At 63.8% G+C, this 12228-nt stretch carries 8 protein-coding genes; 1 reads left to right on the top strand and 7 read right to left on the bottom strand.

What is annotated here, in order from left to right; genetic code table 11:
* Positions 1–44: 44 nt before the first annotated feature.
* Positions 45–1418 (bottom strand): MFS transporter, encoded by a 1374-nt coding sequence (locus AC07XM_RS21795; RefSeq protein WP_016486027.1) that lies wholly within the window; start codon positions 1416–1418, stop codon positions 45–47.
* Between the two features lie 289 nt (positions 1419–1707).
* On the opposite strand from AC07XM_RS21795, the gene quiC reads away from it, so the two are divergent.
* Complete coding sequence (gene quiC / locus AC07XM_RS21790; RefSeq protein WP_060518764.1) at positions 1708–3615, top strand: 3-dehydroshikimate dehydratase QuiC; 1908 nt, start codon at positions 1708–1710, stop codon at positions 3613–3615.
* 59 nt (positions 3616–3674) lie between these two features.
* On the opposite strand, the gene AC07XM_RS21785 is transcribed toward quiC, so the two are convergent.
* From AC07XM_RS21785 to AC07XM_RS21760, 6 genes are all read right to left on the bottom strand, one after another.
* Positions 3675–4343, bottom strand: coding sequence for a class I SAM-dependent methyltransferase (locus tag AC07XM_RS21785; protein WP_102689970.1), 669 nt, complete (start codon positions 4341–4343; stop codon positions 3675–3677).
* Between the two features lie 289 nt (positions 4344–4632).
* Positions 4633–5418, bottom strand: coding sequence for an ABC transporter ATP-binding protein (locus AC07XM_RS21780; protein ID WP_016486030.1), 786 nt, complete (start codon positions 5416–5418; stop codon positions 4633–4635).
* Positions 5419–5429: 11 nt separating this feature from the next.
* The gene (locus AC07XM_RS21775; RefSeq protein WP_016486031.1) at positions 5430–6185 is read right to left on the bottom strand and encodes an ABC transporter permease; all 756 of its coding nucleotides are present in this window, start codon (positions 6183–6185) and stop codon (positions 5430–5432) included.
* Positions 6186–6195: 10 nt separating this feature from the next.
* Positions 6196–6948, bottom strand: coding sequence for an ABC transporter permease (locus AC07XM_RS21770; RefSeq protein ID WP_060518762.1), 753 nt, complete (start codon positions 6946–6948; stop codon positions 6196–6198).
* Between the two features lie 257 nt (positions 6949–7205).
* Positions 7206–9653 (bottom strand): TonB-dependent receptor plug domain-containing protein, encoded by a 2448-nt coding sequence (locus tag AC07XM_RS21765; protein ID WP_016486033.1) that lies wholly within the window; start codon positions 9651–9653, stop codon positions 7206–7208.
* A 140-nt stretch (positions 9654–9793) separates the two neighbouring features.
* A complete protein-coding gene (locus AC07XM_RS21760; protein ID WP_016486034.1) occupies positions 9794–12037 on the bottom strand; it encodes a TonB-dependent receptor in 2244 nt (747 codons plus the stop codon).
* Between the last annotated feature and the right edge of the window lie 191 nt (positions 12038–12228).

Here is a 12228-nt window from a genome sequence, read left to right as displayed (position 1 = left end):
CGGCCTTGTGCCGCGAATGGGGCGCGAAGCGCCCCGGCGGTCTATCAGTGGCTCACCGCCTGAAAGCTACCCTTGCGGCTCGCCTCATACGCTGCCTTTTCCATCGGCTTGGCGTTCGGGTTACCCAGGTCTTCCATCGCCAGGCGGTGGGTTTCCGGGGCAATGTAAGCGGCCAGGGCGCACACGCAGGTGATGAAGAACGCCAGGCTACCGACCACCAGCGGGATGTTGTCCGAGCCAGGCGGTGCAACCAGGGCGAACAGCGCGGGCAGCATGGCGGTCAGCATGGTGCCGATGTTTTGCGCGATGGCCATGGCCGAAACGCGGTAGCGGGTGTGGAACAGCTCTGGGTAGAAGCTTGGGAACACCGCGTTGTAACCCTGATACACCATGCCCCACATCACGATCGAGGCGGCGAATGCCATTGGCACGTTCTGGATGCTGATCGCATACAGGTAAACGAAGGCCAGCAGGCCAGAGCCCAGGCAGCCGGCGATCATGGTCGGGCGACGGCCGATCTTGTCCGACAGGTTGCCGATAAACGGAATCACCAGTACCGCGACGATGTTGCCGACCACCGGGATCCACAGGTACACGCTCTTGTCGAAGCCGATGCCATAGGCCGGCTGCACCGCGTAGGCTGCGCCGAAGATGGTGGCCACCACCGGAATCACGTTCATCAAGGCCATGAACATCACCAGCACCATGTGCTTCCAGCTGTGACGGAAGGCTTCGCTGATGGGCGACTTGGCAACCTTTTCCTGCTTCTCTTCCTTCACGAATGCCGGGGTTTCATGCACTTCCTTGCGGATGATGAAGCCTGCGATCAGCACGATGGCGCTCATCAGGAACGGAATGCGCCAGCCCCATTCGGTAAAGGCTTCGCTAGGCATGAAGTAAGCCAGTGGCAGGAACACTGCCGCCGCCAGCACCTGGCCGGCCTGTACGCCTTGCAGGGTGAAACTGGCGTAGTAGCCTCTTCGACCGAACGGCGCATGCTCCATGATCATGGAGCTGGCCCCGGAGATTTCCCCGGCCACGGCAAAGCCCTGGATCAGGCGCAGCACCACCAGCAAGGCTGGCGCGAGGTAACCGATGTCGTGGTAGGTGGGCAGCAGGCCTACCGCCATGGTCGACAAGCCCATCAGGAACATGCACAGCAGCAGTACGTTCTTGCGCCCGCGGGTGTCACCCCAGTGGCCCAGCACGAAGGCACCGACCGGACGCGCCAGATAGCCCACACCGTAGGTGGCCAGCGAGGCGATGATGGCCATTTTCGGGTCGGTATTGGGGAAGAAGATCTGTGGGAAGATCAGTGCAGCGGCCTGGGCGTAGATGAAGAAGTCGTAGTACTCGAGTGCCGAGCCTATCCATCCACTGGCGGTCGCTTTTTTGGCTTGCGAGCTGGAGTGAGCCATCGTTGTCTCCGTTGTTATTGTTGTTTGCGCAGGTTCCGCCGTTGGTTAGCCAGGGCAGGAGGCAGTGGTCGGTATGCCTGCGTCTGTGGTCCATGTTGACCACGGGCCAGCGGTCTAGCAATTCGTTAAAACGGGTTTTGTGCGATAATCGAACGCAAAACTAACCATTCCGTACAAAGGGATTGAAGCGACGACTTTACCTGCGAATAATTGATCGTGCCATAAACTGTGACAGTGGTTTTTTTACCCGACTGGCACCGTCATTTTCTAACAACAAGGAACTCCCGCCATGCAGCGTTCGATCGCTACCGTGTCCTTGAGCGGCACCCTGCCGGAAAAGCTCGAAGCCATCGCCGCCGCCGGTTTTGACGGCGTCGAGATCTTCGAAAACGACTTGCTCTATTACGCTGGCAGCCCGCGCCAGGTGCGCCAGATGTGCGCCGATCTGGGCATCGCCATCACCCTGTTCCAGCCGTTCCGCGACTTTGAAGGCTGCCGTCGCGACCGCCTGCAAAAAAACCTCGACCGCGCCGAGCGCAAGTTCGACCTGATGCAAGAGCTGGGTACCGACCTGGTGCTGGTGTGCAGCAACGTTCAGGCCGATGCCCTGGGTGACGAACAGCTGCTGGTCGACGACCTGCGCCTTTTAGCCGAGCATGCCGGCAAACGTGGCCTGCGCATTGGCTATGAAGCCCTGGCCTGGGGCCGCCACGTCAACACTTACCAGCAAGTCTGGAACCTGGTACGCCAGGCGGACCACCCGGCCCTCGGGGTGATCCTCGACAGCTTCCACACCTTGTCGCTCAAGGGCGACCCGAGCGCGATCCGCGACATCCCAGGCGACAAGATCTTCTTCGTGCAAATGGCCGACGCGCCGATCCTGGCCATGGATGTGCTGGAATGGAGCCGTCACTTCCGCTGCTTCCCGGGGCAGGGCGAAATGGACATGGCCGGTTTCCTGGCGCCGATTCTTGCCACTGGCTACCGCGGCCCGCTGTCGCTGGAAATCTTCAACGATGGCTTCCGCGCCGCGCCCACCCGGCAGAATGCCGCCGATGGTCTGCGGTCGCTGTTGTACCTCGAAGAACAGACCCGCTTGCGCCTGGAGCAGGAAAACACGCCGATCGAACCTGGCGTGCTGTTCACTCCACCAGCGGCCAGTACCTATGACGGCGTGGAGTTCCTTGAGTTTGCAGTCGACGAAGCCGTTGGGGCGCGCCTGGGCAGCTGGCTCAAGCGCCTGGGTTTTGCCGAAGCCGGCAAGCACCGTAGCAAGGAAGTGCAACTGCTGCGCCAGGGCGATATCAACATTGTCCTGAACGCCGAACCGTACTCCTTCGGCCACAACTTCTTCGAGGCCCATGGCCCGTCGCTGTGCGCCACCGCGCTGCGGGTCAACGACCAGCAAGCCGCCCTGAAGCGTGCCACGGCCTTCCGCGGGCAGCCGTTCCGCGGCCTGGTCGGCCCCAACGAGTGCGAAGTGCCGGCGGTGCGTGCGCCGGATGGCAGCCTGCTGTACCTGGTAGAGCAGGGCACCGCTGGCCACACCCTGTACGACACCGATTTCAGCCTGGACAAGGATGCAGCGGCCACTGGCGGCCTGCGCCGCATCGACCATATGGCCCTGGCCCTGCCAGCCGAATCGCTGGACAGCTGGGTGCTGTTCTACAAGAGCCTGTTCGGCTTCGCCGCCGACGACGAAGTGGTGCTGCCCGACCCGTATGGCCTGGTCAAGAGCCGCGCCCTGCGCAGCCAGTGCGGCACTTTGCGCCTACCGCTGAACATCTCGGAAAACCGCAATACCGCCATCGCTCATGCATTGTCCAGCTACCGTGGCTCGGGGGTTCATCACATCGCCTTCGATTGTGCAGATATCTTCCGTGAAGTGGCGCGTGCCAAGCTGGCAGGTGTACCGCTGCTGGAAATCCCGCTGAACTACTACGACGACCTGGCGGCGCGCTTCGATTTTGATGACGAGTTCCTCAGCGAACTGGCGTACTACAACGTGTTGTACGACCGCGATGCTCAGGGCGGCGAGCTGTTCCACGTGTACACCGAGCCGTTCGAGGACCGTTTCTTCTTCGAGATCATTCAGCGCAAGGGCGGCTATGCCGGTTACGGTGCGGCCAACGTCCCGGTGCGCCTGGCGGCCATGGCCAAGGCCCGCAGCGGCGCGGCGCGCAAGCCGGTCCTCTGACCCCGACGCGGTCGGTGCAGGAGTGGCGCAAGGCTGCTCCTGCACCGAGCGTGTATGCCTCAGGGGCGCTCAGCCACCATCAACAGCGACTGCGGCACCGCACTTTGCGGGTGCTGTGGTTCCTGCAAACTGACCAGCCGCAAGCCGGCCATGTCCAGTGCATTCAGCCAGCTGGCCAAAGTCCGGAAGTACCACGGCATCGGTTGCCAGTCCCCGGCAAAGCCGGCAAAAGACTCCTCTCGCCAGCCATCCTGATAGTCACCGCCCGCCACGCTCCAGGGGTGCAGGGTCTGGATCACCAGCGCCCCTCCTTGCACAAGCAACTCATTCATCGCCGCCAACAGCGGGATGATGTCCTGGTGTAACAGCGCAAAGTTGGCACAGACCAGGTCATAGCCCTTGCCCACATAAACCTGCGTATTGGCAAGCTGCGCATAGCTGGCCAGGTGCACTTCGGCCGAGCCCGCAGCGCGCGCGGCCTCTACCAGTGCCCGGTCGCCATCGACGCCCACGCTTTCGATACCGCGGTCGTCCAGTGCACGCAGCAGCCAGCCCTCACCACAGCCCAGGTCCAGCACCCGTCCGGGCTGGCGGCCAAGGATGGTCAGCAAAATGGCCTGGTCGGTAACTTGCCGACGGCTCTCGATGGCGCCACTGCGCACGGCGTCGATCCAGGCCCGGGCGTTGTGTTGCCAACTGTCGAGCAGGGTGCTTTCAGGGTCATGCATGGTGGTGCCCCTGTGGGTGAATTTGCGTGTATTCACTGATGGGCAGGCATCGCTGATGAAGACGATCTGGTTGTCCCTGTCGACCACGAACACGGTGTCCAGCATCAGGTGGATGAGCCTGGGGTACAAGGCTTGAAGGTCTACGCGCATGGGCAGGACGTCCGAGGCATAGGGCCCGATCATAGCCTGAACTTCAAGGACGCAGCTATTGCTTGAGGATACGCTGGTCGACGTGTTCGGTGCGTGTGCGAAGCTTCTTGTTGAGGTCCAGGCACAGTACCGTTCGCGCTCAATGCCCCACCAGCTCGCCCAGTAACCGCTGCTTGTACCCCTGCAACACCTGGCTGTCCCGCTGGCGCGGGTGTGGCAGGTCGATACGCAAATCCTCGCGAATGCGCCCCGGGTGCGCATCCATGACGAGCACCCGGTCACCCAGGTACAGTGCTTCCTCGATGTCATGGGTCACCATGATGACCGTGCAGCGTTCCTGCACCCAGATGCGCTGCAGCTCCTGCTGCAACCGTACCCGGGTCAAGGCATCCAGTGCGCCGAGCGGTTCGTCCAGCAACAGCACCTTGGGCTTGTTCACCAACGCCCGGGCAATTGCCGCGCGCTGGGCCATGCCACCGGACAGCTGGTGCGGGTAGGCCTGCTCGTAACCACTCAGCCCCACCAGTTCGATGTGCTCGGCTACCAGGCGGTTTTTCTCCTCTGCGGGGAGCGCATGGTTTTTCAAGGCCAGGGCAATGTTCTGCTGCAGGGTCATCCACGGGAACAGGCGGTGGTCCTGGAACACGATACCGCGCTCCAGGCCCGGCCCGCGCACGGGTTGCCGGTCTAGCAGGATCTGCCCTTGGTAGTCCTGGTCGAGGCCGACGATCAGCCGCAGCAGGGTTGATTTGCCACAGCCGCTGGCGCCGACAATGCTGACGAATTCGCCAGGACGGATGTCCAGGTCGATGCCTTCGAGCACCGGTACATGCTTGCCTTTGAGCGGGTACGCCTTGTTCAGGCCGCGAATGGTCAGCGCGCCAGTGCTGGCGGTGGTGGGTAAAGCGTGAGCGATGGCGTTCATGGTCGGGCCTTTCAATGGTTGGTGCGCCAGCGCAGCAGGCGGCGGGTGAGCAGGGTGCACAGCCAGGACATCAGGTAGCCACTCAGGCCGATGCACAGCACACAGACCACAATGATCTCCATGCGCGCCGCAGCTTCGGCGTTCATCATCAGGCTGCCCAGGCCGGCCCCGGCAGACAGGAACAGCTCGCTGCCCACTGAGGTAACCCAGGCGAAGGCCAAGGCTTGCAGCACCCCGGCGGCAATGCCTGGCAGTGCGGCGGGCAACAGGATCAGCCAAAGCTGCTGCCAGCGGCCGAGCATCAGCACCCGTGCCGCTTCGCGGTGCTGGCCTGCAACCTGGCGCAGGCTCTCGAAGGTGTTGAGCACCATCGGGTACAACGCTGCCAGGCTTACGATGAGCAGCTTGGCGCCTTCGCCGTTACCCAGCCACAAGGCGATCAGCGGGATCCAGCCCAGCATCGGCACCTGGCGCAAGGCATGGAACAGCGGCGCGATCAGGCGGTTGGCGGGTGTGGACAGGGCCATCAACGCACCCAGACCGACACCGCCGACCATGCCGATGGCCAGGCCGCTGCAGGTGCGCAACAGGCTGGCCCACAGGTTGACCAGCAATTCGCCGCTGCCCAGCAGTTCGGCCAGTGCCGTACCCACCTGCGCCAGTGGCACGAACGCATAGGCCCCGGCCGCCCCTTGGCGCGAGGCGTACTCCCAGGCGCCGAGCAGCAACAGTGGCAGTACCAGGCCACGCAAATCAGCTCGTTTCATCACAGCCTCCTCAACGGCTTTGCCAGGCGGACAAGTGTCGTTCCACGCGGCGCAGGGTGTAGTCCAGGGTGAAACCGATCAGCCCCGTCAGCACCACGCCAACCATGACTACGTCGATGCGCAGCATCTGCCGGCCCATCTCGATCATCTGCCCCAGGCCACTGTCGGCTGCCAGCAGCTCGCACGCCACCAGCACCACCCAGGCGCGGGTCAGGGCCACGCGTATGCCGGTGACGATCGCCGGCACCGCAGCGGGCAGGGCGATCCGGCCTACCAGCGTGGGCCAGCGCAGGCGGTACACCGCCGCCACTTCGAAATGGCTGCGTGGGATGGCGCGGATACCTTCGCAGGTGGCCAGTGCCACCGGGAAAAACGCAGTCTTGGCGACGATGACCACCTTGAAGGTTTCATCCACGCCAAACAGCAGGACGAACATCGGGATCAGCGCAATGCTGGGCACTTGGCGCAGGGTGTGGAACAGCGGTGCGCAGTAGGCCTCCACGGTCTTCGACAAGGCCAGCGCCGCGCCGAAACCAAGGCCTGCCAGTGCGCCGCCGGTAAAGCCCAGGGCCAGTCGCGACAGGCTGCCAGCCAAGTGCTCTTGCAACTCGCCGGTGGCCAGCAGGTCGGTGAGGCTGTGCCACACCTCCAGCGGCGGGATCAGCAGGTTGGCCGGAAACAGCCCGGCATTGGCCACCACCGCCCAGCAGGTAAGCAGGGCCAAGGGGGAGATGAACCAGGAAAGATGAGGGAGCACGCGCATGGCTGGCCTTGGGAAAGCAGAAGGTAAAGGTGTATCGCAAGAGCTGTGCCAGGGGGCGGGAGCCCCGTATTGCGGGGCTGGAGGGCGAGGGTGATGCTTGAGCAGCAGCGAGGTGCTGCTACAGCAGCAGTCAGTCAGCAGCATCGGTGCTGGATTCTTCGCGGGCATGCCCGCTCCCACAGGATGGCACCCGTCTGCGAACCTGTGCAGTACCTGTGGGAGCGGGCGAGCCCGCGAAGAAGACAACCTGGTTTCAGCTAGAAGTCGTAACTCACGCTGGTGTAGTAGAACGCCCCCTGCGCCCCTTCCGGGCTGGTGATGGAATACTTGGGCACGCCATACAGCTGCGCACCTTCCAGCTTGTCCGGGTGGCTGTCGAACAGGTTGATCGCGCCCGCCGACAAGGTCAGGCCCAGGTCGAAGCGGTACGACACGTCCAGGTCGGTCACCCACTGCGGGCTGAAGGTCTGGTCCAGCGTGGGGTTGGCAGCGTTGCGGTTCTTCCATTCACCATAACGGCGCTGGGCCACGGTGACGCTCCAGCCGTCATACAGCCAGTTGGCACTGAGGGTCAGCTTGTCCTCGGGCGTGCCATCCTCGATCAGCCCCTGGGTGTTGCGGCCAATGATCTGGTTGCCGGGGATGCTGCCCACATCGTCCAGCCCGGTAATGCGGGTGTTGTTGCGCGCGTAACCGCCGTTGAAATCCACGCGCCCCCAGCGGCCCGCATCCAGCTGGTAATGGCCTGCCAGCTCGAAACCGTCGGTGCGGGTGTCGGCAATGTTGGTATAGAACGCCGCGCTCTGGATGTTGGCGTAGGGCGTACCGGCGAAGATCGGGCCTACCACCGATGCAGGCAACTGGTCGGACAGGGTGATGCGGTTGTCGATGTCAATACGGTAGGCGTCGAGTGTGACCGAGGCGTTAGGCAATGGCCGCCAGACCAGGCCCACGGAGAAGTTGGTCGACTCTTCCGGTTTCAGCGCCTTGCCTCCGAGCAAGGCTGCCTCTGGGCTGTCGGCGCGCAGGGTGCGTTGCTGCACCTCGACCCAGTTGCCACTGCCCGGTGGCTGTTCCACCACCTGCACACTGAACGACGACAGCCCGCTCTGCACCAGCGAAGGCGCACGGTAGCCGGTGCTGGCGCTGGCGCGTGCGGCGATCTGCGGGGTGAAGTCGTAGCGCAGCGACAGCTTGCCGTTGGTGGTATCGCCAAAGTCCGAATAATGCTCGCTGCGCACGGCCACGCCGGCCTGGAATTTTTCGGTCAGCTGGGCTTCGACATCGAAGTAGGCACCGATCACGCGGCGGTCCAGTGACACGGCATCGACCTGGGTGATGCCCGAGTAGTAGCCAGGGATGCGTCGGCCGGTGATGGGGTCGATCGTATTGAACAGCGGCCCGTTGGACCAACCGGCGGCGTCGCCTTCGCTGAGGTCGTAGTGTTCCTGGCGCCAGGCCAGCCCGGCGGAAACGGTCAACGGCTTGAACAGCCAGTCGTTGGCGAAGTCACGGGTCCAGTCCAGGGTCAGGTTGGTCTGGTCGGCTTCGCGGCGGCCGGTGTAGATGGTCGAGGGGCTTGCGCTGCCCCAGCTGGGGTTGATGGCGTCGCGGTCGGTGGAGTCGACCCGGTTGTCGCCGTAGTTGAGCGCCAGGTCGAATTTGCCCAGGGCCTGGTCCTCGAAGCGCAAGCCCCCGGTGACGGCAACGTCTTCCAGGCCGTAGCGGGTGACCGGCAGGCGGCCGTCCGGGTAGCGCGCCAGGGCTACGCTGCCGTAGTTGTTGCGCAGTGTGGTGGGCGGGTCGAAGAAGTTCTCTGCATCGGTATTCTTGTGCGCATAGGTGGCGAAACCGTAGGCGCTCAGCCCCTCGCTCAAACCCATTTCGGCGTTGGCAGTGAAGTTGTACTGGTCCGAGACATTGCCCGAACCCCAGCGCCAGTTGCGGTAGCGGTTGTTCTGCTCGCGCGGGGTATCGATGCGGGTGGAACCGGGGTAGAACAGGCGGTTGTCGTCGCGGGTGTCGCTGGCAGGGTCTTGGCTGCCGGCGTCGAAGGCCAGGGTCAGAAAGCCGTCGTTGGGCAAGGCAAAGCCCTTCCAGCCGCTGAGCTTGCGCTGCAGGCCGTCGCCTTTTTTGTAGCCGCCGAAGCGGTAGCCGGCGTTACCGCCTTCGTCGCGCTCCTTGAGGACAATGTTGATCACCCCGGCAATAGCGTCCGAGCCGTACTGGGCGGCCGCACCATCGCGCAGGATTTCTACCCGTTCGATGGCCGACAGCGGGATCAGGCTGAGGTCCACGGCTGCCGCGCCACGGGCGTTGACCAGGCCCTGACGGGTGACGTTGGCACTGGTGTGGCGGCGCTTGCCGTTGACCAGCACCAGCACCTGATCCGAAGCCAGGCCGCGCAGCGAGGCGCCCTGCGCGATGGAACCGGCAAAGGCGCCCTGGGGCGACTGCGGAAAGCTGAACGAGGGCGAAAGCGCGGTGAGTGCTGCGGACAGGTCGCTGGCGCCGGTTTCCTGGAGTTTTTCACCGCTCAGCACATCGACCGGGGCTGCGCTTTGCAGGGCGGTGACGTCGCTGCGATGGGTGCCGACCACGACCACGGTGTCGAGGCGGTCTGCGGGTTCGGCGGCGAATGCGGGCACGGCGAGGCCGGCGATGGCCAGGGCGATGGCGCTGGCCAAGGGGTTGTGGTGGGGCATGGGGTGTTCCTGCTGAATGATGTATTGGCAGTGCTGGCCTTATCGCCGGCAAGCCAGCTCCCACAGGTCCCCACACATTTCAGGCCCTGTGCTGTACCTGTGGGCGCTGGCTTGCCGGCGCTAAGGCCGGAAAGGGCAACCTAGAACCGGCTGGTAACGCTGAGCCCGACGGTGCGCGGGTCGCCGTAGGTGATCACGTACTGCCCGGCAGTGCCGTTGGGCCGGCCGTGCACCTGGTAGCGGCGGTCGGTGAGGTTGTTGACGAAACCGGTCACGCTCAGCTTGTCGTCGTGGCTGAACCAGCTCAGGCGGGCGTTGGCCAACGTGTAGTGCGGCTGGCTGAGGGTTTCGTCGGCGCTGCTCTGGCGGTCGGCCAGGAAGTACTCCTTGTCACGGAAGCTCACGTCGCCCCCTGCCACCAGTTTGCCGCCCACTTCCAATGGAATGGTGTAGTCGGCGCCAAGCGACACCACGTTGCGCGGCGAACGCACGAAGCTGTTGCCGCTGTAGTCGCCGGTGACCGCGCCAGTGGTGGGGTTGGTGTTCTTGAAGTCGGTGTATTCGGTGTCGAGGAACGACACCGCCGCGCGCAGGTGCAGGCGCTCGGTCGGCTGGCCTTCGATCTCCAGTTCCGCACCCTTGACCTTGCCCTTGGCGCCGTTGGTCAGTGCGGTGGTGAGCACGCCGTTGTTCACCGTCAGCAGGTTTACCTGGATGTCGGAGTAGTCGTAGTAGAAGAGGTTGGCGTTGACGGTCAGGCGGCGGTCGAACCACTCCGACTTCAGCCCCAGCTCGTAGGCATCCAGCTCTTCCGGGTCGACCGTGGTCAGCTGCGCCAGGCTGGTCGACAGCCCGGTGTTGAAGCCGCCCGAGCGGAAGCCGTGGGCGTAGCGGAAGAACACCCGCAGGTTGTCATTGATGCGGTACTCGGGCGTCAGGTCGTAGGTCCAGGCTTCCCAGGTCTTGTCTTCCTGGCGATTGCCGTTGGTGCCCACGCCCGCCAGCGGGATCAGCGGGCCGTTGGCGGTGGCGCGGGTCAGCTGCACCAGGTCCAGGTCGATGTCCTTTTTCTCCTGGGTCCAGCGCAGGCCGCCCGTGACGCTGAAGTCATCGGTGAAGTCGTAGGTCAGGTTGCCGAACAGCGCGTAGCTGTCGGTGCGGTGATCGAAGCCCATATCGCGCAACGCCGTGGTGCCCACCTGGTTCGAGCCGGTACCGTTTGGCGTCGGCCCGGGGGTTACCACCCGCTGTGCCGCGCTGTCGAGGTCTTCGTGGAAGTAGTGCGCACCCAGCAGCCAGTGCAGCGGGCGGTCTTCCGGCGAGGCCAGGCGCAGCTCCTGCGACCATTGGCGATAGCTGTTGTCGGTGATCGACGCGCCGTTGACCTCGTAGGGGGTGTAGTCGGCGTCGCTGGTGGAGCGGTTGCGGATGTAGTCGTAGGCGCTGATCGAGGTCAGCGTGTAGTCGCCCAGGTAGTAGTTGAACGTCAGCGAGGCGCCATCGTGGTCCAGGCGGTAGTCTTCGTTGACGTTCAGCGAGATGTCGCGGCCATGCGGGCGTTCGTAGCCGACGTTGTAGTAGCGGCCCACGGGCAGCGAACCATTGCTGCCGTCGCCCTTGAACTGGCGGCTGTGCACCTTGAGCAGGGCGTCCAGGTCGGGGTTGAGCTGGGCCAGGAACTGCAGGCGGATGGCTTTCTTGTTCACATCGCCATAGGTGTTGCCGTCGAAGTCGTTGTTCTGGAAGCCGTCACGCTCCTCGGAATACAGCGCCACTCGCCCGGCCAGTTTTTCGTCCACCAACGCGCCGCCGATGGCACCGGTAACGATGCGTTCGTTCTTGCTGCCAAAGCCTACGGTGCCGTAACCGTCGGTGTCGAAGGTGGGTTTCCTGGAAATCACATTCACTGCACCGGCAGTGGTGTTCTTGCCATACAGGGTGCCTTGTGGCCCACGCAGGATTTCGATGCGCTCCAGGTCAAACAGCGGCCCGCCGCCAGCGATGGGGGCGTTGAGGTAGACGTCATCGGCGTAGATGCCCACCGGGAAGACCGTTGCCGCGCCGGTGTCGCCGGTGCCCAGGCCGCGGATATACCAACGTGGGCGGCCGTCGCCGTCGGGGTTCTTGGCCGAGGCGTTGGGCACGAAGGTGGTGATGTCGCCCATCGAGCGCACCCCATCGGCGGTAATGCTGGTGCCTTTGATGGCTGATACGGCCACCGGTACTTCCTGCAAGGTCTGTTCGCGGTGCTGGGCGGTGACGGTGACGGTTTCCAGAGCCGGTTCGTTTTTAGTGTCTTCGTTGGCGGCGATGGCCTGGCTGCCGGTGCCGGCCAGCAGCAGCGCCAGGCTGATCTGGCGGGCCAGTGGATTGAGCTGGTGCATGGTGGATCTCCCCGTATGTAAAGCGTTGTTGGGGAGAGCTAGAGCAGGGACTGTGCCATGTTGTTAAGCTATTGAAATATAAGGTTTTTATTAGGTTTTTGAGCGGGTGTTGCAGATGGGGCAGCAGTGGGGTGCTGGCCGGGTGCTGCTGGGGCAGCAGTGGCGGGGCCGAGATTTTTTGGGGGGCCAAA

This window comes from Pseudomonas sp. GW460-LB5, assembly GCF_059423245.1.
Note: the sequence above shows the minus strand (reverse complement) of the source record. Positions and strands in the feature narration are given on the sequence as shown.

Coding starts and splice junctions, on each gene's coding strand:
- AC07XM_RS21765 (WP_016486033.1), bottom strand. CDS start 9,653: ATGCCCCACCACAACCCCTTGGCCAGCGCCATCGCCCTGGCCATCGCC.
- AC07XM_RS21785 (WP_102689970.1), bottom strand. CDS start 4,343: ATGCATGACCCTGAAAGCACCCTGCTCGACAGTTGGCAACACAACGCC.
- AC07XM_RS21760 (WP_016486034.1), bottom strand. CDS start 12,037: ATGCACCAGCTCAATCCACTGGCCCGCCAGATCAGCCTGGCGCTGCTG.
- AC07XM_RS21775 (WP_016486031.1), bottom strand. CDS start 6,185: ATGAAACGAGCTGATTTGCGTGGCCTGGTACTGCCACTGTTGCTGCTC.
- quiC (WP_060518764.1), top strand. CDS start 1,708: ATGCAGCGTTCGATCGCTACCGTGTCCTTGAGCGGCACCCTGCCGGAA.
- AC07XM_RS21795 (WP_016486027.1), bottom strand. CDS start 1,418: ATGGCTCACTCCAGCTCGCAAGCCAAAAAAGCGACCGCCAGTGGATGG.
- AC07XM_RS21780 (WP_016486030.1), bottom strand. CDS start 5,418: ATGAACGCCATCGCTCACGCTTTACCCACCACCGCCAGCACTGGCGCG.
- AC07XM_RS21770 (WP_060518762.1), bottom strand. CDS start 6,948: ATGCGCGTGCTCCCTCATCTTTCCTGGTTCATCTCCCCCTTGGCCCTG.